The following is a 21,334-nucleotide window of genomic DNA, read 5'->3' as shown; positions in this document are numbered from 1 at the left end:
GTCTAGAAAAGCGAATTTATATGTAGGTTTTAAGATCAATTAAAGGTCAGATTGAAATAAAAAAGGACCGGTATAATAGTTTTTAGAAAATTAAAACATGTTGTAAAAAAGGAGTTTGCAATTTTAGATACTATTTTAAATTTTTCTGCAAGTTTTCAGTACAGTGGCGCATTCCAAACTTCTGTCTTTATACGGGTAAAAAATCTTTTATTTCGGAAACACCCTGCACTAAAAATTAAGCGACAACTCCTTGGCAGCTACTCCCTGCACCAGCAGTGCAGCCGTAACAGTGCTGATTTGTTATGATATTTCTATCTTGTAATTTTGCTTCGTTATAATTAGAGATATGTTTTACAGTGCTTGCAACTTTTAGATTTAGCATCTGATTGAAATCACAGTCATACAGCCATCCGTCCCAACTGATTGAGATCGTATTCGTGCACATTACATTGGTTACTGCCGAAGGATTATAGGCCTCCACGAGGGAAGTCATATATTCTTCATAATTATCTGAGGCTATCAAATAATCTAAAAAACGACTGATGGGTAAATTCGTGATGGCAAAAAGACTGTGAAAATCAATATTAAAGGCAGTTTTAAGCTCTTTTTTAAAATCATTTTCTAGGGCTTGTTGGTCTCCGGGTAAAAATGCCCCTGAAGGATTGTAAACTAAATCTAATTTTAGACCTGAGCCTTCTAAACCATATCCAATGGCATTTAATTCTTGCAAAGCTTTTATTGATTTATCAAAAACACCGTCTCCACGCTGCTTGTCTGTTTTTCCACGAGTCCAATGTGGCATTGAAGAAACTACGTGTACATTGTGTTTTTTAAAGAATTCTGGCAAGTCATAATATTTTTTATTGGCGCGAATAATCGTTAAGTTAGAGCGTACAATAAAATCTTTAATTCCTGCTTTTGAAGCTTCTTCTACAAACCATCTAAAGTTAGGATTCATTTCTGGTGCTCCTCCTGTTAAATCTAAAGTATGTGCTTCGGTTGTTTTGATAACGTCTAAGCATTGTTGCATCGTTTCCACGGTCATAATTTCCTTGCGGTCTGGACCTGCATCTACATGGCAGTGACCGCAAACTTGATTGCACATGTACCCTAAGTTTATTTGTAAGATCTCTAGTTTGTTAGGTCGCAATGGAAACTGATGGGTTTCTTTTATTTTTGCAGCGAAGGTTGGCAATTCGCCTGTAGCAAAAATGCCACTAGAAAGAATTTCCATTTGACGCGCAGTTTTAGCGATGTCGTTATTTCTTGCTTTTAATGATTTTTTCATAGGTATCTCCTCGAGCACAGTCGAGAGGTTTTAATTTGTCAAGTTTACAATGGGGGTGTTGAAGTACTTTTTTTAAAGTCTCACTTTGTGGGGGGTTGGCAATTCTTTAAATTTGCTAAAAAAGTGACTGCTTACATCTCTAATTTGTCAACTTTGTTCATCATCTGAACCCCGTGCACTAGGGTAGCACCACTCTTAATAGCGGCTCCAACATGAATTGCTTCCATCATTTGTTCTTTGGTAATCCCGCGTTGCAATCCATCTTTTGTATAGGCATCGATGCAATACGGACACTGCTCTGTATGAGCAACAGCTAAAGCAATTAAAGATTTTTCACGGGCCGTTAAAGCACCTTCTTCAAAGACCTTTCCATAGTAATCAAAAAACTTGTTGCCAAGCTCTGGACTCCAATCTGTGATCTTGCTAAACTTTCTTAAATCCGCAGCATCGTAATAGTTTTTAGACATTATTTTTTTTATTTCTGATGAAAATTAAAGGTACTATTTTCCATTTAAAGACCAGTTATATTCTAGGTAACTAATTTTTTTGTTTGGTTGTAATTGAGTTTTTGAATACCTATTTAAAAAGGCAATTATAGTCCCGTTTTTAACAAAATCTTGTTCAAACCAACTAAAAATTGCTGATATTTCACAAGCATTTTCAGTCAATTTATTTTTAGAGGGATCATTGACGAACGCTTTCATGAGTTCTTCTAATAGATCCTCTATATTTGCCTCGGTAAAAGCAATATTTGAAAGTTTTGGACACGAAAGCGAAGCGCAATTTACCCCTATGTGAATCCTGGGATCAAACAGCTCTTTTAGCAATAGCCTATGTTCAATATCGTCTAGTGTGTGTGTGTTTCCCCCCACTCTTACAAAGGGAATTTTCCAGACAGTTTTACCTTCTTTGTAGATATCTTGAATGCTTTTTAAAGGATAATTTTCTAAAATTATTTGTATTGTATATGCGTTGTAAACATTCATCCAGAATGCTTTTTGTTTGTTTTCTGACCAAGATATATGGGGTTTTGTTGTTTCTAAATAGGTTAGGTATTTTTTAAGTTTTAATCGGTTAAAATTTTTATAATCAACCACACCTTCATTTGTTACATGTTTTTGCAACAGGTCATTAAATATTGTCGTTTGTGCATTCCCTTCAAAGCTGACAAATAGAAATAGCAATAGGACTCCTATTTTTTTCATGTATTTTTCTTTCTTGTGTGATAGACGAAATTTGCGTGAGTTCATTACATAAAATTAGTTTAAAATTTCTCACGCTATTCTTAATTGGAACTTTCTTCTAAAAAGGAAGATAATTCCATATAATATAGAAGTATCCACTACTGCAATAAGTATTCTAAAAAGAAAGCCACCAAGAAGTAAGTTCACAAAAATACTCCAAGGTAAAATGTTAAAAGAGCACAGTAAAAAAAACAGTAAAGGTGTCGATAAATTGTGACGAGAACATAGAGTAATTATTTTGCATCTAGAAATATTTTCTCTGGCTTCGTTTTTTCCAAAAGTGGAAAATTCTAATATTTATAAACAGCGTAAATAGGTAGGCTAACATCGAAGCAAAAAAAGCAATAAGAGACAAGCCATAAACTTGATGAAAAGTGCCATCCCTTATAAAAGAGTTTTTTATCGCAGGCGTAAAATCGGCAGTTAAAATTATTAGCATGTAAGATAGGAGGTGAAAACACCCGCAACTACAACCTGGTGTGCTTCTTTTCGACCACAGATTTCTGATAAAATACTGGTGCTTAAAAAGGTAATGAGATAGGGCAAGATTTCTACTGAAATTTCAAAATGATATCAAACTAAAGGATCTTAATAGTAATAGTTTAAAAAATTAAATTAGAACCGACTGCAGAGGCTATAAATAATGCTGCCAGTATAAGATAAATGGTATCTAATAGTTGTTTGTCCTTTTCAAGTTACTTACAAATTTACTATTTTTTTTTGTGTAGTAAAATTGCAGTCTGTAAGTCGAGAGCATTGAAGGCAGTAAGAAGAGGTAGAGAAACGGAATCTTGTGCAGCTCTTCTTACAAGTATTTGAGTTTCTAGATTTTCTAAAAGTAGACAGGGAAGCACAGTAAGCGAGATCTCGTGGTCTGTGCGAAATAGCTTTCAATAAAAATGAGTATTTTCGCGAACGATTAAACAAATGAATATAAATAAACATTTATGAAAGCATATATTTTTCCTGGCCAAGGGGCACAATTTACAGGAATGGGATTGGATTTGTACGAAAATTCTCCTTTAGCACAAAAATATTTTGAAAAGGCAAATTCCATTTTAGGTTTTTCAATTACAGATATTATGTTTGAGGGCACTGCGGAGCAGTTGAAGGAAACCAAAGTTACTCAGCCTGCAATTTTCTTACATTCAGTTATTTTAGCAAAAGTTTTAGGGGATTCTTTTCAGCCAGAAATGGTTGCAGGACACTCTTTAGGAGAACTCTCTGCTTTAGTGGCAAATGGTGTTTTATCTTTTGAAGATGGTTTGACTTTAGTTTCTAAAAGAGCTTTGGCCATGCAAAAAGCATGTGAAATGGCACCTTCTACGATGGCAGCTGTTTTAGGTTTAGAGGATCATATTGTGGAGGAGGCCTGCGCAGAAATTGAAGGTGTAGTGGTTGCTGCAAATTATAATTGTCCAGGACAATTGGTGATTTCAGGTGAATTTTCTGCAGTTGAAAAAGCTTGTAAAGTTTTATTAGAAAAAGGAGCAAAGAGAGCGTTATTATTACCTGTTGGGGGTGCTTTTCACTCGCCAATGATGGAGCCTGCAAGAGAAGAATTAGCCGCTGCAATTGAGGCAACTACCTTTTGTGAACCAACTTGTCCAGTATACCAGAATGTGCCAGCAGAAGCGGTTACAAACCCTGCAGAAATTAAGAAAAATTTAATACTTCAGTTGACTGCTCCTGTAAGGTGGACACAATCAATACAGGCAATGATTTCAGACGGTGCCACTGAATTTATAGAAGTTGGACCAGGGAAAGTGTTACAGGGCTTAATGCGAAAAATAGATAGAAGTGTTGTTGCAATTGGCGCTTCTTTAGACGCATAGAAGGTGTATCATTAAAATTAAAAGCCCCAATCTCAAATCTGGAATTGGGGCTTTCAAAATAAGTGTAAAAAGTTTCATTTCAGCTCTAAAAGTGGAGTAGTATCCAGTGCTCTTTATAAGTATTAGTTCTTAATTGCACGCTGTCTTTTATTTAAAAGAATTGGTGTTCCATACCCTAATGCCTTCATTCTTTCTAATTGCGTTTCTGCGTCACCAACAATGAGCCAGATCATTTTATTGGGATTGATGTACGTATTTGCTAATTCTTGAATTCGTTCTTTCGTCATATTGTTAACCGTATTTTCTCGATCTCTAATATAATCAGCTTTCAATCCATAATTACTAATCATAGAAAGCATGTTTAATTTTGCACCCGCAGTTTCAAAGGCTCGTGCGTTACTTTTAATTAAAAAACTTTTTGTAGTTTCTAAATCTTTGTCGGAAAAAGTAGTAGGATATTCTTTTAAAATTTTTTGAACTGCCTGTGCAGATTCTAAGGTAACATTTGAGCGTACGCCGCTAGAAATGGTAAAAGTACCCCTTGCTTTAGTTCCAGAAAATCCAGATCGAATACCATAGGTATAGCCTTTTCCCTCTCTTAATTCTTGCGTTAATCGAGAGGCAAACCCACCGCCACCTAGAATATAGTTCATCACAGTAGCTGCATAATAATCCGCATCTATTGCTGCTAAGGCAGGCGTACCAAACTGGAGAACAGATTGTTTTGCATTTGGGATATCATAAAAATAAACAGCAGGTTCTGTTGGTGCCTCCGGAGTTTTGTATACTGGGATAGTAACTTCTTTGGCTTTCCAATTGGTATTTAAAGTGTGTAAGGATGCAATTACTTTTTCTTTGGGAATGGCCCCTACAATTAACATTTTTGAGACAGAAGGCGAAATATAATTTTTATAATACGCTTTTAAATCGTCTAAAGTTATCGTGGGCACAGACGCTAAGGTTCCCAATATATTTTTAGAACGCATATTTTCTTTTCCATATATGAGTTCATCGTAAGCATTTCTGGCAACTGCATTAGGGCTGGCCTCTTGTTGTCTCAAGCGCGCAATAGTTGCATTTTTTAATAAGTCAAATTCAAGGGAGTCAAATCTGGGTTCTAATAATATTTCTTCTGCTAATGCTAATATTTTTGTATAGTTTTTAGCCAAGGTTGTTCCACTTAACGTAATGCTTTCTTTGTCCGCAAATACAGTTAAAGTGGCACCTAATTCTTGAATTGCTTTTTCTAACGCTTGTGTTGTTTTATTTTGTGTGCCTTTGTTTAATAAATCGGCAGTTAAACTTGCAACACCTAATTTATCCATAGATTCTAATAATTGCCCTCCATCAATGGTCAAATTAAAACGGATTAAAGGGACTTCATCATTTTCTATTCCATAGATTTTTAAGCCATTTTTTAAACTGCTTTCGTAGACCTCCGGAACGGCTAATGTAGGTTTTTCACCAAAGGGAGGCGCTACGCTTCTATCAAAGGAGGAAGGTGTTTTTTGATAGGTAGCTGCAATTTTTGGGTTAAATTTTTCTTCTGCTCCAGTCACGATTTTTTCTTCTTTAATTTCGGCAAGTTCCGAACCAATCAGTGCAAGTTCTGGACTGTTTTTAGGGACAAAGCTGGTTGCAATGTAATTTTTATCTTTGATATATTTCTTATAAACACGCTGCACGTCTTCTGCAGTTACAGCTAATGTTCTTTGGATGTCTTCGGTTACAAAGCCTGGATTACCTAAATACGTGTTGTAAGATGCTAAATTTGTTCCTTTTCCTAATACGCTAGACAAGCTTCTATAAAAGCTTGTTTCTTGTCCTGCTTTTATCCGTTCTAAATCTTTTATTGAAATCCCTTCTTCCTCAAATTTTAAGAAGCTTTTCTCAATTCCTGCTTTTACTTCCGACAGGTGGATGCCGTTAAAAGCCCTAACAGAAATTTGCACTTCTCCTGCTAATTCAGAGTTTCCACTATACATACTCGCATAGGAGGTTAGCTTTAATTCGGCTATTAAAACTTCGTTTAGCGGTGCCGATTTGCCTTCTGTTAAGTATTGAGAGAGTACATCTAGTGCATATGCATCGGGGTGATAAGATGCAACTGTTGGCCAAACCATTGTTAGCTGCGGTACTCTTGCAAAGTTATCTTCATAGTATAATAGCTTTGTTTCTTTTACAAACCCTGGTCTTTTCAATAGGGGAGTAATTTTTTCGGTGCCTTTTGGAATTTCATCAAAATAGCGATGTACCCATTTCGTAGCTTGCGCAACATCAAGGTCACCAGATAATACTAAGGTTGCATTGTTGGGAACATACCATTTTTTATAAAAATTCTTTACATCTTGTAAAGTAGCATTTTGTAAGTCTTCCAAAGAACCGATTACTTGCCAGTTGTACGGATGGTCTTTAGGATATAAATTTTTACCAATTACGAACTGATTGTAGCCATAAGGTCTGTTGTCATAACTTTGTCTTTTTTCATTTTTAACAACTTCTTTTTCTTTTGCTAAAACAGGATCCGTAACGGTATTTATAAAATAGCCTAGCTTGTCAGCTTCTGCCCAAATCATTTTTTCTAGACCGTCTTTCGGAATTGTTTGTAGATAATTGGTGCGGTCTCTAGAGGTAGATCCATTGGCGCCTGAACCTCCAATCCTTGCACTCATTTTATCTAAGCCTCCTTTTCCTAAGTTTTCGGATTCTAAAAATAATAAGTGTTCAAAGAGGTGTGCAAATCCAGTTCTGCCTTCAATTTCTCGCGCTGAACCAACATGTACCATTAATTCTACGGCAACAACAGGGTCTGATTTGTCTACATGAAAAATAACATTCAGTCCGTTTTTTAATTCAATTTTTTTGTAGTTGATGCTTAATTCGGCGGGCTGCTCTTTAGAAGAAGGTTTGCAAGCCATTAAGCCAACAATTGTAAAAAGAATGATGTTTATTTTTTTCATAGGAAAATATTTATAGAAGCTAAAAATACTAAAATGGAAAGAAGAAGATAGCATAATCTCTGTTAAATAATGTTCAAAAAAAATCCCAAACAGTTGTTTGGGATTTTTTCTAATTTATTTGGCTAAAACACATTCTTCACAATCTTTTATTTTGCCGTAATACGTTTCTCTGTATTTATGTAAAGTCTGTAGCGGAATGATATTTAATAATGTTTTCTTGATATAAGTGACATTGGTATGCAAACGTCCCATTTTTGAAGTATATCTTTTTTCTAGTCTGGTTGTTCTTCTAATTCTGATCAGTTTCATAGTTTCCAAGCGCATTGGTTAGACCTCAAAGTTACAGGGTATTAGAGCTGACGCGAAATTATAACTGTTAAAACCCTGAAAAGTAGCTTATAAATACAAATATGTAAGTTATGTGGTACTTCGATTGTTGATATCCCAAACTTATGCAACTTTTCTTATCATATAAAAACCAAAAATGGCTTAAAAAATGAATAAAAAGTCAAAAAAATGGTTAATTTGGTTAAAAATAGCAGTAAATAGGCTTTTTAGGACCAAAGTAAAATTTGATAAACAAGCCTTTATTTTGAAAACAAAGTTGCTATTTCTCTTTCTTTAGTTTGACTGTAGTTTTTTATTGCTTTTGTTGCCATTTCCAAGCAGCTTCCAGCGCTTCATCTAAAGATTTTTCTGTCTTCCAGTTTAATTCTCTATTCGCAATAGTGGTATCTGCATACGCAGTAGTAATATCCCCTGCTCTTCTGCCAACAATTTTGTAGTTTAGTTTTTGTCCAGAGGCTTTCTCAAAAGCTTTAATAACTTCTAAGACAGAACTACCTGTTCCCGAGCCTACATTAAAAACCTCGAAATTTTGTTTGTTTTTTTTATGCAGTAGTCTCTGTAATGCAGCAATGTGTGCCTTTGCCAAATCTACCACATGAATATAGTCTCTTATTGCTGTGCCATCTGGCGTTGGATAGTCATCTCCAAAAACAGACAGCTCTTTTCTAATACCAGCTGCGGTTTGCGTAACAAAAGGGATTAAGTTTTGTGGGACTCCCAGCGGTAATTCTCCAATTTTTATACTCTCGTGTGCTCCAATTGGGTTGAAATAACGCAAAGCAATGGCATTCAGCTGATGTGCCTTGCAGCTTTCTTGAAGAATTTCTTCTCCGATTTGTTTGGTGTTCCCATAGGTAGACTCTGCTTTTTTAATCGCTGCGTTTTCAGTAATGGGTAGCTCATCGGCCTGGCCATAAACAGTGCAGGAGGAGGAAAATATAATGTGATCAAGTTTGCGATCTCTCACTTCCTGTAAAATATATACGAGACTTCCAATGTTATTCTCGTAATAATCTAGTGGATTTCCAACGCTTTCTCCCACGGCTTTAAAAGCAGCAAAATGAATAATGCCATCTATAGGATTGTTTTCAAAAAAGTGATGCACCTCTCTTTTAATTTTTAAATCTACGTTGTGATATGCAGGCTTTTTCCCTGTAATTTCGGTAATACTGTCCAGAACACTGAGAGAAGTATTTGATAAGTCGTCAATAATAACAACCTCAAAACCTTCGTTTTGTAGCTCAACAACTGTATGTGATCCAATAAAACCTAAACCGCCAGTTACTAAAATCTTTTTCATAGCTTTTTTAGTTGACAAAATTATTAATGGTATCAGTGATAAACTCTAATTGTTCAGTATCTAATTCTGTATGCATTGGTAATGAAATTACCGTTTTTATCAATTCATTGGTTACTGGAAAATCACTTTCGTTATAACGATCATCTTTGTAAGCTTTTTGTGCATGCAAAGAAACCGGATAATAGATGGCGTTAGGAATTCCCAGTGCTAGTAAATGTTGGTGCAGTTCATCTCTTTTGCCATTTTTGATTTGCAGTGTGTATTGATGGAAAACATGACAATCACAGACAGCACATATTTGACCACAGTTCTCAGTTGCGTTTGATTTTGCAGCAGGCGTGCTTATGTGCGGGTTGTTTGCAAATGCATTGTTATAAAAGCGTGCAGCATCTCTACGGGCATTGCAGTACAAATCTAGTTTTGGTAATTTTGCTTGTAGAACGCCAGCTTGAATAGAGTCTAAGCGAGAATTTACACCCACAACGTCATGATAATAGCGTCTATACATTCCGTGATTTACAATACCTCTAATTGTATGCGCAAGGACATCGTCATTTGTAAAAATTGCGCCTCCGTCACCGTAGCAACCTAAATTCTTAGAAGGAAAAAAGGAGGTAGTCCCTACATTTCCAATCGTTCCTGCTTTTTGTTTTGTGCCATCTTTAAAGGTGTAATTAGCACCAATTGCTTGAGCATTGTCCTCAATCACAAATAAGTTATGTTCTTTAGCAATTTCCATAACTGCTTCCATATTTGCTACTTGTCCGAATAAATGAACAGGCACAATTGCTTTGGTTTTTGGTGTGATTGCTTTTTTCAATGCTTCAATATCCATATTGTAAGTGTCGGCTTCTACATCGACCAACACTGGAGTCAATTTTAGCAGGGCAATAACTTCTACAGTCGCGGCAAAGGTAAAATCAGCGGTAATCACTTCATCACCTTGTTCTAGGCCTAATCCCATCATCGCAATTTGCAAGGCATCTGTGCCGTTTGCACATGGAATCACGTGCTTTACTTCCAAATATTTTTCTAAATCTGCCTGAAATTCGTGGACTAAAGGTCCGTTTATATATGCGGATGTGTCTAGGACTTGCGCTATAGAAGCATTTACTGATTCTTTTATTTTTGCGTACTGACCTTGAAGGTCTACCATTTGAATTTTTCTCATGAAAGGAGTATTTATTAAAGGTGTCAAAAATACAACATAAATCTATTATCTTTGAAATTCTCAAATAGATTTCCATGAAAGTTTTTAAAAAAGGGCTCCTGTTTTTAATAGGTTTTGTTTTATTAATAGTCACTGCACTATGGTATTATACAGTAAGCTTACAGCCCCAGTATAGCGGAGAAATTAGCATAGAAAATACAATTGAAGATGTAACGATTCATTATGATACCATAGGTGTGCCACATATCAACGCTCAAAATCAGAAGGACGCATATGTGGCTTTAGGCTATGTGCATGCCCAAGATCGACTGTGGCAAATGGAGTTGATAAGAAGGATTGCTGCTGGAAGGCTGTCAGAAATGTTTGGAAAAGAGCTGATCGCAACAGACAAGCTTTTCTCTGGTCTTGGAATTGAAGAAAGATCTGCCATAACAATCCAAAATTCAGATACCAATGCGGCTTCGTACAAAATGGCAATGGCTTATTTAGATGGAATAAATCAATACATAGAAAACGGAAAAACACCTTTAGAATTTACTTTGTTAGGTCTTGAAAAAGAGAAATATGCCTTAAAAGATATTTATAATGTTTTTGGTTATATGGCATTTAGTTTTGCGGTTGCGCACAAGACAGATCCGCTGCTAAACGAGATAAAAGAAAAATTGGGTACTGCCTATTTAAATGAGTTGACGGCTACCGAGCATCAAAACTTAACATTGATTAAAAATGAAAAAAATCCAGAGATAACGGCTGCATTTTCAAAAGCGATGCATCATTTGATGGACGTTTTACCAATTTCTCCTTTTATAGGAAGTAATTCGTGGGTCTTAGGTGCTGATAAAACTAAAAATGGAAAGGTTATTTTCGCAAATGACCCTCATATTGGATATTCGCAACCCTCAGTTTGGTATCAAGCTCACATAAAAACACCCGATTATGAGATGTACGGTTTTCATTTGGCATTGATTCCTTTTCCATTGTTGGGGCACAACAAAGAGTATGCTTATGGCATAACCATGTTAGAAAATGATGATATTGATTTTTATGTGGAAGAAAATAACCCAATAAATGAAAATGAATATCGATTTAAAGAAGAATATTTCGCCTACTCTTTTGTTGAAAAACACTTAAAAGTAAAAGGGGAGAAAGATTCTATTTATACCATCAAAGTTAGCAAGCATGGACCTTTAATGAATGGAATTATTGAACCTTTAGCAACTAAAAAGCCAATTGCAATGCAATGGATCTATACCAAATTAGAGAATCAAATATTAGATGTGGCGTATACCATGTCTCATGCGAAGAGTTTGAGTGCATTTAAAGAGGGAGCCAGTAGATTGCACGCTCCTGGTCTAAATATGATGTATGGAGATGCAAAAAACAACATTGCATGGTTGGCCTCCGGAAAACTATATACCCATGAGCGTCCTTTGTACACAAAGACCTTTTTGGAGGGGGCTTCCGGAAAAGATGAAATTGCAGAATATTTAGATTTTGAAGAAAATCCGCAGGCTATAAATCCAAAAAGTAACTATGTGTATTCGGCAAATAATCAGCCAGATTCTATTCGAAAGATGCGCTATCCTGGTTATTATTTATCGGAAGACAGAGCGAAAAGAATTGTTGATCTGGTTGCACCGAAAAATGATTGGACAGTGCCTGAAGTTGCAGAAATGTTGCTAGATGTAACGAGTCCATCCGCGCCAGAAGTTATTGAAGATTTGTTAAAAATGTTAGAGGTGTCTTTGCTTTCTCCCAGCGAAAAAACAGCAGTTTACTATTTGGAAAATTGGAAGGGTAATTTTGATAAGAAGGAAGTAGCGCCCGTAGTTTATAATCGGTGGATTTATGAGTTTCAGAAAAATACATTCGCAGATGAAATGGGGAAAGGGTTTTATCAATTTGTAAACACACCGTTAGTAGAAAAAGTATTGCCTGTGCAAGCGAAACGGCAAAAATCTGTGTGGTGGGATAATATATTAACAAAAGATAAAGTAGAGACAAAACAAGAAATTGTTCGTAATTCTTTTAAAAAGGCGTTTGTGTTTTTAGAAAACCAGCTAGGAGCGAATGTAGCAGATTGGAAATGGGAACGCGTAATTTCTGTGGAGCACAAGCATCCATTGGGCGAATCGGCGATTTTAAGAAAATATTTTAATGTGGGACCTTTTGTAACCTCTGGTGGAGATCAAGTAATTAACAATCAAATTTATAATATTGATTCTACTGGATATTACAAAGTATCTGCGGGACCGTCAGCAAGAAGAATTGTGGATTTTTCTGACGTAGATAATAGTTTGGCAATTATACCTACTGGGCAATCTGGACGCGTTTTTAGTCCGCATTATAAAGACCAAGCTCAAAAATATTTGAACGGAGAATTTGTTCCGATGAAGTTGAATCAGGCAGCGATCCTTAAAAGTAAAAACACTTTAGTGTTGAAGGCAAAAAAATAAAGAATATTGGTTTTTATTTAGGCATATTATATTTAGGTTTTATTTAAACTACAAGACACGTGTTCAAAAGGAGTTTTAAAGCGTTCTATTTACACTGGCAATTTTGATAGCCTTTTTGTAGTCAACGAAATCGGGCGATTTTTTTACTGGCGGCCATACAATGCTGCTGCTGCTGCTGCTGTTGCTTCAAGTAAAGGCTATTTTTTATAATATTTTTGGCAATAAAATTTCGTGCATTGCAATCTTCCAAGAGTGCTTGAGAAGGTTGGTTTAGAAATCTTTTTAAGCTGCATTAGGAATACTTTAAAAAAGGATATAAAAGCCAATCTATTTTAGCATTGTATGCGCAATTATGGACTCTTTTATTTTATACCAATAAAAATAAGTGCATTCATTAAATAATGTATTTTTACCCAACTAAAATAATCCCATGAGTTTACAAGAAGATTTAGAAAAGAGAAGTGGAAACCAATGTGAATTGTGTACTTCAAAAAACGAAATAGTAATTTATGAAGTAAAGCCAACGGTAACTGTTGGTGGAAGTGGTGTAGATGGCAGTTTATTGGCTTGTGAATTTTGTCGAAATCAAATGGACGGTACAATCGAGATGGATGTCAACCATTGGCGTTGTTTAAATGATGCGATGTGGAGTGAGTTTAGGGCAGTGAAAGTGGTTGTTTGGAGAATGTTATCTCGCTTAAGAAGCGAAGGTTGGCCAAAAGATTTATTAGAAATGATGTATTTAGAAGGAGACGACTTGCGCTTTGCAAAGGAATCTGGAGATCATTTAGAGGAGAGTGAAAAGGTAATTCATAGAGATGCAAATGGCGCTATTTTAGAAGCTGGAGATTCTGTAGTTTTAATCAAAGATTTGAAAGTAAAAGGATCTAGCATGGTTGCCAAGCAAGGAACAGCTGTAAGAAGAATTTCTTTAGATCATGAAAATGCCAAGTTTATAGAAGGGAAAGTAGGCCCCACTCAAATTGTAATAATTACGGATTATGTGAAGAAAATGGCAGAGAAAGAGTAATACAATACTTGGTATTGTCGATTTATTTGACAAGTCCAAAAGGAGGTAGTATGGAGGTAAAAAGATTTTTTAAAAATATGTAGTACAGCGTACTTGAAAGTAAAAATAATAAGATTTCACAAAAAAAATCCATCTTAAAAAGATGGATTTTTTTTTATAGAAGTTGCTATTAACTCAAAGCATTTTTGATTCTTTTGATAGCTTCTCGCAATTGAACCTCAGAGGCAGCATAAGACATTCTAATGCAATTTGGTGCCCCAAAAGCATCTCCTGTTACCGTGGCAACATTCGCTTTTTCTAAAAGAAATAGAGAGAAGTCATTTGCGTTTTCAATTTTTAAACCCGAAATTGTTTTTCCGAAGAAAGCAGAAATGTCTGGAAAAACATAAAATGCGCCTTCGGGAATATTTACTCTAAATCCATCGATCTCTCGCAACAAATCCACGACAATATCTCTACGCGCTCTAAATTCGTCTACCATATATTGAATTTTAGAGACGGGAGCGAGAACTGCAGTAATTGCGGCTCTTTGTGCAATACAATTTGCACCAGAGGTAACTTGACCTTGCATTTTTGTACAAGCCTTGGCGATCCATTCTGGCGCGCCAATGTAACCAATTCTCCAACCAGTCATGGCAAATGCTTTTGCCAAGCCGTTTACAGTAATTGTTCTGTCATACATGTTTTCAATGGCTGCAAAGCTAAATATTTTGGATCCGTAGTTTATATGCTCATAGATTTCATCTGATAGAATATAAATTTGAGGATGCGCCTCTAAAACTTTCGCCAATGCTCTATATTCCGCTTCACTATACATGGATCCACTTGGATTGTTTGGTGAGTTGAAAAAGACCATTTTTGTTTTAGTAGTAATGGCTGCTGCTAATTGTGCTGGCGTAATTTTGAAATCATCATCAATAGAAGAAGGGATTTCTATGAATTTCGCTTCACTTAAAATAGCAATCGCAGAATAACTAACCCAATATGGTGCTGGGAGTAAAACTTCGTCCCCTGGGTTTAGTAATACTTGCGCCACATTGACTATAGATTGCTTTGCTCCTGTTGAAACTACGACCTGATTGGGTTCGTATTTCAGATTATTATCCCGTTGAAATTTGGTGCAAATCGCTTCTTTTAAATCTGAATAGCCATCTACTGGGGAATAAGAATTGTAATTTTGGTTGACCGCTTCAATGGCCGCATCTTTAATAAATTCAGGAGTATTAAAGTCTGGTTCTCCTAAACTTAAACTGATAATGTCTTTTCCAGCAGCTTTTAATTCTCTGGCTTTTGCGGCCATAGCTAACGTTTGTGAGACTGGTAAACTGTTAATTCTGTCCGATAATAGATGTTTCATTTTACTGTTGGTTGTGTGTTGCTCTTATTATGCCAATTCTGGTTTCTGTCCTAAAACACCTAAATGTCTAAAATGCTCTACAAGTGCTTTGCTCATTGTTTTGTATTCATTGTAAGGCAAATTAAATTCTTTCGCGGTTTCTTTCACAATTTTAGCCAATTTGCTGTAATGTACATGAGAAATATGAGGAAAAATATGATGTTCAACTTGATGATTTAAACCTCCTGTATAAAAGTTTACCAACCAATTACTAGGTGCAAAGTTAGAAGTGGTGTATAATTGATGGACTGCCCAAGTGTGTTCTAGATTTCCTTCTTTGTCTGGAAGTGGCATGGTGGTGTTGGGTACAATATGCGCCAATTGGAAAACAATACTTAATATCATACCTGCGGTATAATGCATTACAAAAAATCCGATTAATATTTTCCACCAAGCAACGTCTAAAACCAACAAAGGCAAGGCAATCCAAAAGGCATAATAAATAACTTTAGAGATGACTAACTTGGTCCACTCTGCAGCAGGATTTGGAAATTTACCATAAGATAATTTGCGCTTTAAATAGCGATGCATTTGTTTTACATCTGTAGTAATAGCCCAATTAATAGTTAACAAGCCGTATAAGAAGACAGAATAATATTTTTGAAGTTTGTGAATTTTTAACCATTGAGAATGCAGAGAAAAACGTATGATTCTACCCGCATCGATATCTTCGTCATGGTCTTTTATATTTGTAAATGTGTGGTGTAGCACATTGTGCTGTACCTTCCAATTGTATACATTTCCGGCTAAAATATAAATGCTACTCCCCATCAACTTATTTACCCACTTTCTTTTGGAAAATGATTCATGGTTTGCATCATGCATTACGTTCATGCCAACACCAGCCATTCCAATTCCTGTGAGAATAGTTAGCAAACCCATTGCCCATTGTGGCATGGTAACCGTTAGCACGATTATAAACGGAATTAGAAATAAAGAAAACATTAAAATTGCTTTGGTATACAATTTCCAATTTCCAGTTCTTTTGATGTTATTTTCCTTAAAATAGGTATTTACTCTTTTGTTTAGAGTTCTAAAGAATTTCGCTTTATCTACTCTTGAGAAATTAATTGCTTTCATCCAGTATTTGGTTATCTTTTTACAAAAATAAAGCTTTTGAATTGGCTTTTTGTGATAAACGTCAGATTTTGTTGTGAATTGTTTGGCAAGTATAGCTATTTTTGCATTTCAAACTTTTTAGATGGAGATTATTCATAAATATTTTAAAGACTTATCGCAAACTCAAATTGAACAATTTGAAAAATTACAAGGATTATATCAAGATTGGAATTTAAAAATTAATGTAGTTTCTAGAAAAGATATTGATGAATTGTATCTACGTCATGTACTACACTCTCTAGCAATCGCGAAAGTAGTGCAGTTTAAGGCAGGTTCAAAAGTATTGGATGTTGGAACAGGTGGTGGTTTCCCTGGGATTCCTTTGGCTATTTTATTTCCTGAAACGCAGTTTCACCTCGTAGATTCTATCGGTAAAAAAATAAAAGTCGTAGACGATGTTGTAGAGGGCTTGGGTTTAGAGAACGTCGAAACCACAAATGGAAGAGTTGAAGAGCTAAAAGACACTTATGATTTTATTGTAAGTAGAGCGGTAGCACAGATGGAAACTTTTGTCCGTTGGACAAAAGGTCGGATCTCTAAAAAGCAAAACCATGATTTAAAAAATGGGATTTTATATTTAAAAGGAGGAGATCTGTCTGAAGAGCTCAAATTATATACTTCTGCTACGATATACGATTTGCCAGATTATTTTGAAGAAGCATTCTACGAAACAAAAAAAGTGGTGCATTTAGCAATGAAGTTTAAGGGATAATATAAAGCAGAGTTGCACTACTTTTTTGTGCTGCACTCTCTATAAAAGCAGAAAAATAGGTCACAAATATTTTAGCTTCCCTTAAGGAAATTTAAAGACGACAGCTGATACTTTTTAGTGGCTTCTTTTAAATTTTCTGAAAGCGACTGCAACCAGTTCATATGATTTGCGATTAAATACGCTTCCTGAAGGCCATGCAGGGTCTTAATATCTAATTCAGTATTTCCTTGTCGGATATTTTCGTCGCGCAGATTGGATAGTTTTCGATAGGTGTTTAGTAGGGAATCCTTTGATTCTTCAATTGTTGTTGTTGTGTCGGTATCCTCAATTTCTTTATCTAATAGATGGTTGCAAGCGCTTTCTAATGTATGTGTTATGGTGTGAATTACCCTATTAAATTCTTCAGAAGCTGCTGTAGTTTTGTGGTGAATGACAAAAGTACCGATAGAGGCGATTGCAGAAACCATGGTTTGGTTTAAGGTGACCATTTCATAGGTAAGTTGAAATTCTTGCTGTTTTGACTTAGGATCTTGCGTCAGTCGTTGAAAAGAAGCATTTAAATTGCTGACAGCTAAAAAGGCCTCTTTCCTAGCCAATTTATAAGAGATCTTTTCAATTGTTGGCTCCTGATATAATTCTTGCGTTGCCAAAAGGTATTTCTTGTTCATTCTTAGCGCGTTCAGTAATATCTGTTTGAGATTGCTGGCTTCCCATTTAGGAAATATCAGATAATTAGCAACCATTGCAATTGCGGCGCCAATACCCGTATCGAGCACGCGGTACTGAATTACTTCAAAGGTATTTGGGTTTATTAAAGAGTACAAAAAAATAATACTAAGCGTAATTAATGCCGCTGCTGATTTATAATTCTGTTGGATAAGAGAAAATGCTAATATTATTGAGATAAAGGCTAAAACGCCATAAAGTATCGGGTTTTGAGTCGTTAATACAATAACAACCGCAATAATAGCTCCAATAAGAGTTCCGATGATTCGATCTTTCGAGCGTTCTTTTGTCAAGCCATAACTTGGGCGCATGATTACAATAATGGTCAGTAAAATCCAATAAGTGTTTTGGATGTCAAAAATAAGGCCCAATACGTATCCGAAAATAAGCGCGATTGTAAGTCGCAAGGAGTGTCTAAATATAGTTGAATTTAGATGGAAGTTTTGAACGAGTATATCCAAGCTATATTCTTGCAGCGTTAAGAATTGTTGCGAATCTTTTTTCTTTATGGATACTTTTGATGGCTTTTGAACATTTGCCATAACTCTGCGAATAGCGCGAATTTCTTGCAGTAAAAGCTCTTGATAATCGTAGAGGTTCTTTAAAATCAAAGCTCCCTCGCGGGCTTCAGGCAGCTTTAGAGTGTCTAAATAATTTGTAATTGCTTCGTTCGCATTAGAAAGTGCATCTATGAGTGTTTTTTTTGGTGGTATTTTATTGTTTTGAATGAGTAATTCAGACAAGTGAATGAGGTGGTTGCCCATTATCTTATTCAGTTTTTTTGCGGCTTTTAGAAACTTTTTATGTTTTCCAAAAATGGCGTCTATGACTTGGTAATCTAAATATTTAGCTTCGATTAATTCAAATATTTTAATGGAAGAAACAAAAATTAACAATTGTTTTTCTTCGTACCGAGACCGGCCAGAACGTTTACGAGCATTTAGCAAGGTTTCTCGCAGTGTTTCATGCTTCTCTGTTATTTTATTTTGAAGAACAAATGTTTGTTTTAGAAGTGTATCACGCTTATTTTTTTGGGTCAATAATTTCCCTCGTAATTTAAGGTAGGCACCAATAAGAAATAAACTATCTGATAAGAGTTGATTTTGATCTTTCTTAGGTGTGATTTTTTGAAAAAGAAGAGACAAAAGTAAATACCAGAGTCCGCCAACTCCCATTAAGGATACTTGCACGAGTATTTCAGTTGTCGTTTCTTTTTGAATAGCAAAGGCAATAACCATGGCTAAAAGTCCAGAAAAAGAAACTAAAGAAGCTCTGAAACCATAGACAGAAATTAGAGATGCAACAAAAGAAATGGTCGCAAGTGTTAATAATAAAAGGGGTAGGAAAGGTTTTGAAAACAGAATTCCAGCGGTAATAACCATGGTGAATCCAATGCTGATCAAAATAGCATTTACTTTCTGTTTTGTGCTTCCTGGAATATCTCCTGGTGTATTTAAAGCAGCGCCGAGAACGACTGCAGGTGCATATTCTAAATATCCTAAAAAGTAGAACACGGCAAAAGGCACTAAGATGGCAACCCCCAAACGAATTCCGCGATCGAAGTTGGTGCTTTTTAGAAATAATTCGAACTTTTTTATCTTTTCTTTCAATGCGCTTTTAAATTAAGGACAAAGTTATACTAATTGTGCAGAGCATAGCGCGTTCTGCGCGTTTTAGTTTCTGTTCTGAAGAGACGTTCACCAAGGAACCTTTGTAAATAGTACCATTAAAAATAGTTGATTTAAATAGGTTTTGTCTACAAATCAGTTTCTTTTTTTTTATTTGGTATGCTGATATTTTGTACCTTAGGGCCTTAATTAGATAGTTAAAATATTAAAGCATTAAAAGATGAAAAGTATTATTTTAAAGTGGTACCCTGTTATTTTAGCATTTTTATGTTTGCTATACTCTGTTGGATATGGAATATTAGGAATGACCGCAGAAGCGCAATATTCAGCGCACTGGCCAGGTACAATATTGTTGTTTGCGATTGCAATTAGACAAAGAAGAACCACCTAAAAAGAAGCTATTTTATCAAGGAGTAGGGTATTATGAAAGTAGTTAAAAAATAAATCCTTATCTTGAATTAGAAATACATTTATTTTTAGTAAAAATTGAATTTGCCTTTAATTCGTAATTTACTTCTTAAAGGTACAAATCAACACAAGCAATTAAAAATAAATGTATTTTTTAAAATAGCCTCCATCAGTTAACTTTTCTAGGTGTATTATATTCTTTAAATATAGGAACTTAGAAAGAAGAGACAAAGCATAGTATTTTGCATACTAGCTGGGTAGCATATTATTAATGGCAAACGCAATTAGACAAAGACAAACGATATGAATATAGGATTTTTTATAGTAGGAGGTATCATATTCGGAGTATATATGGGTCTAACCATATGGAATATATACGATTCAAGTAAGAAAAGTAAACAAGACAATTATCCAAGACAGAAGTAATAAATAGTTTTTAGGGTTAAATACCAAATGTTGATCCAATGTTTGGTAATTTAAGCCAATTTACAAGTGTTATGTTCTTGCTTGTATGATACGGGTTTAAATTAAAAGTTCGTATTTTCTGTAAAAAAAATATTCAGACTTCTCAAGTTTTTATTTTTTAAAAGAGCTTTAAATAGCTTTTATTGGTATATTGTAATTAGATATCTTTTCTGAAACGAGCGGTTTTTTATTCAATATATTTATGGGTTTAATTTTTATTACGCAGGCAGCATAATTATTACTTAAAAAATAGAAGAAGCTGTTTTGGTTGTGAAATGTTCTAAAAAGAGCATTCCTTTATATGAATTCCCTTTTTCGTTTAATTTCGGACTCCAAACAGTAATGCAAAATTTACTGGGGTGAACCGCTACAATACCACCACCAACACCACTTTTACCTGGAAGACCAACACGAAAAGCAAATTCGCCAGATTCGTCATAAAATCCACAGGTGAGCATTATTGCATTAATCCTTTTTGCTTGTGGCACTGTAATTACACTTTTTTGACTTTGTGTGGTAAAATGTTCGTCCGCCAGAAAAAGGAATATTTTAGAGATTTCTTCACAGCTCATCTCCAATGAACAGATATGAAAATAGAAATCGAGCACTGTATTTACTTCATTTTTTATATTGCCAAAAGATTTGATAAAATTGCAAAGTGCTACGTTTCGAGATCCGCAACTTTTTTCTGATTCTGCTACTTTTTCGTTGTAATTCAGACTTTTGTTATTTGAGAGATCCCCGCAAAAGCTCAGAAAATCTTCTTTTGGGTTTTTGAGATGGCTTACTAAAATATCACAGACTACGATAGCTCCAGAATTTATAAAGGGGTTCCTAGGTTTTCCAAAGTCCGATTCTAATTGTAAAAAGGAGTTGAAAGGATTTCCAGAAGGTTCTACATCTACCCGATCCCATAATTGTTCTCCTTCTAATTTATAGGCAAGCGTTAATGACAATACTTTTGCGATACTTTGAATGGAAAACTTTTTTTGAAAATCACCAATACCAAAAGTTTCTTTTTTGATGGTACTGATGTGAACGCCAAAATTATTTGATGCTACAAAGGCCAACTCTGGAATAAAATTTGCCGTCCTGCCTGTGTCCTCAACTTTTTTTACCTCATTATAAATGTCGGTTATTATTTTTTTGTAGTGTTCCATGAACATGTGTTTTTATTTATGGCTCCAAACGTATTTAATATTATGTATCTCATGATATAAAGTATTCAGAAATTAAAAAGGAATTACA

Annotated in this window: 16 protein-coding genes and 1 pseudogene; 5 read left to right on the top strand and 12 right to left on the bottom strand. The window is 35.2% G+C overall.

What is annotated here, in order from left to right; genetic code table 11:
* Positions 1-235: 235 nt before the first annotated feature.
* The 4 genes and pseudogenes from arsS to PI23P_RS12875 form a co-directional block, all read right to left on the bottom strand.
* Positions 236-1,288 carry an arsenosugar biosynthesis radical SAM (seleno)protein ArsS gene (arsS, locus tag PI23P_RS01095; protein ID WP_004568851.1) on the bottom strand — a complete coding sequence of 351 codons (1,053 nt, stop codon included), beginning with the start codon at positions 1,286-1,288 and terminating at the stop codon, positions 236-238.
* 131 nt (positions 1,289-1,419) lie between these two features.
* Positions 1,420-1,755: an arsenosugar biosynthesis-associated peroxidase-like protein gene (locus tag PI23P_RS01090; protein WP_004568850.1), complete on the bottom strand. Its 336-nt coding sequence runs from the start codon at positions 1,753-1,755 to the stop codon at positions 1,420-1,422.
* 33 nt (positions 1,756-1,788) lie between these two features.
* A complete protein-coding gene (locus PI23P_RS01085) occupies positions 1,789-2,493 on the bottom strand; it encodes a DUF547 domain-containing protein (protein WP_004568849.1) in 705 nt (234 codons plus the stop codon).
* A gap of 283 nt (positions 2,494-2,776) precedes the next feature.
* Positions 2,777-3,078 (bottom strand): annotated as a pseudogene (locus tag PI23P_RS12875) (VUT family protein).
* 401 nt (positions 3,079-3,479) lie between these two features.
* Here PI23P_RS12875 and fabD point away from each other — a divergent pair.
* On the top strand, positions 3,480-4,367 hold the full coding sequence (fabD, locus tag PI23P_RS01075) for an ACP S-malonyltransferase (RefSeq protein ID WP_004568847.1): 888 nt from the start codon (positions 3,480-3,482) through the stop codon (positions 4,365-4,367).
* A gap of 122 nt (positions 4,368-4,489) precedes the next feature.
* Here the strand turns inward: fabD and PI23P_RS01070 are convergent, their stop codons facing one another.
* The 4 genes from PI23P_RS01070 to PI23P_RS01055 form a co-directional block, all read right to left on the bottom strand.
* Positions 4,490-7,327 (bottom strand): M16 family metallopeptidase, encoded by a 2,838-nt coding sequence (locus tag PI23P_RS01070; RefSeq protein ID WP_004568846.1) that lies wholly within the window; start codon positions 7,325-7,327, stop codon positions 4,490-4,492.
* A 114-nt stretch (positions 7,328-7,441) separates the two neighbouring features.
* Positions 7,442-7,636, bottom strand: coding sequence for a hypothetical protein (locus PI23P_RS01065; RefSeq protein ID WP_004568845.1), 195 nt, complete (start codon positions 7,634-7,636; stop codon positions 7,442-7,444).
* 331 nt (positions 7,637-7,967) lie between these two features.
* Positions 7,968-8,975: a UDP-glucose 4-epimerase GalE gene (gene galE, locus PI23P_RS01060; RefSeq protein WP_018942482.1), complete on the bottom strand. Its 1,008-nt coding sequence runs from the start codon at positions 8,973-8,975 to the stop codon at positions 7,968-7,970.
* 7 nt (positions 8,976-8,982) lie between these two features.
* A complete protein-coding gene (locus PI23P_RS01055; protein WP_004568842.1) occupies positions 8,983-10,146 on the bottom strand; it encodes a DegT/DnrJ/EryC1/StrS family aminotransferase in 1,164 nt (387 codons plus the stop codon).
* Between the two features lie 74 nt (positions 10,147-10,220).
* Between PI23P_RS01055 and PI23P_RS01050 the strand changes: the two genes are divergently transcribed.
* Together PI23P_RS01050 and PI23P_RS01045 are read left to right on the top strand one after the other, a co-directional pair.
* A complete protein-coding gene (locus PI23P_RS01050; protein ID WP_004568841.1) occupies positions 10,221-12,602 on the top strand; it encodes a penicillin acylase family protein in 2,382 nt (793 codons plus the stop codon).
* 430 nt (positions 12,603-13,032) lie between these two features.
* On the top strand, positions 13,033-13,632 hold the full coding sequence (locus PI23P_RS01045; protein WP_004568840.1) for a PhnA domain-containing protein: 600 nt from the start codon (positions 13,033-13,035) through the stop codon (positions 13,630-13,632).
* Between the two features lie 169 nt (positions 13,633-13,801).
* Here the strand turns inward: PI23P_RS01045 and PI23P_RS01040 are convergent, their stop codons facing one another.
* Positions 13,802-14,989: a pyridoxal phosphate-dependent aminotransferase gene (locus PI23P_RS01040; RefSeq protein ID WP_026288476.1), complete on the bottom strand. Its 1,188-nt coding sequence runs from the start codon at positions 14,987-14,989 to the stop codon at positions 13,802-13,804.
* A 27-nt stretch (positions 14,990-15,016) separates the two neighbouring features.
* Positions 15,017-16,108: a fatty acid desaturase family protein gene (locus PI23P_RS01035; protein ID WP_004568838.1), complete on the bottom strand. Its 1,092-nt coding sequence runs from the start codon at positions 16,106-16,108 to the stop codon at positions 15,017-15,019.
* A gap of 121 nt (positions 16,109-16,229) precedes the next feature.
* Between PI23P_RS01035 and rsmG the strand changes: the two genes are divergently transcribed.
* Positions 16,230-16,859, top strand: coding sequence for a 16S rRNA (guanine(527)-N(7))-methyltransferase RsmG (rsmG, locus tag PI23P_RS01030; protein ID WP_004568837.1), 630 nt, complete (start codon positions 16,230-16,232; stop codon positions 16,857-16,859).
* 71 nt (positions 16,860-16,930) lie between these two features.
* Here rsmG and PI23P_RS01025 read toward each other — a convergent pair whose 3' ends face one another.
* Positions 16,931-19,195: an FUSC family protein gene (locus PI23P_RS01025; RefSeq protein ID WP_004568836.1), complete on the bottom strand. Its 2,265-nt coding sequence runs from the start codon at positions 19,193-19,195 to the stop codon at positions 16,931-16,933.
* Positions 19,196-19,433: 238 nt separating this feature from the next.
* On the opposite strand from PI23P_RS01025, the gene PI23P_RS12630 reads away from it, so the two are divergent.
* Positions 19,434-19,604, top strand: a complete 171-nt coding sequence (locus tag PI23P_RS12630; protein ID WP_004568835.1) for a hypothetical protein — start codon at positions 19,434-19,436, stop codon at positions 19,602-19,604.
* A 724-nt stretch (positions 19,605-20,328) separates the two neighbouring features.
* Here PI23P_RS12630 and PI23P_RS01020 read toward each other — a convergent pair.
* The gene (locus PI23P_RS01020) at positions 20,329-21,246 is read right to left on the bottom strand and encodes a glutaminase (protein WP_004568834.1); all 918 of its coding nucleotides are present in this window, start codon (positions 21,244-21,246) and stop codon (positions 20,329-20,331) included.
* Positions 21,247-21,334 lie beyond the last annotated feature (88 nt).

Origin of the sequence: Polaribacter irgensii 23-P (genome assembly GCF_000153225.1) — a bacterium.
Classification (GTDB): Bacteria; Bacteroidota; Bacteroidia; order Flavobacteriales; family Flavobacteriaceae; genus Polaribacter; species Polaribacter irgensii.
The sequence above is the reverse complement of the archived record's forward strand: the minus strand, read 5'-3'. Positions and strand labels throughout refer to the sequence as shown.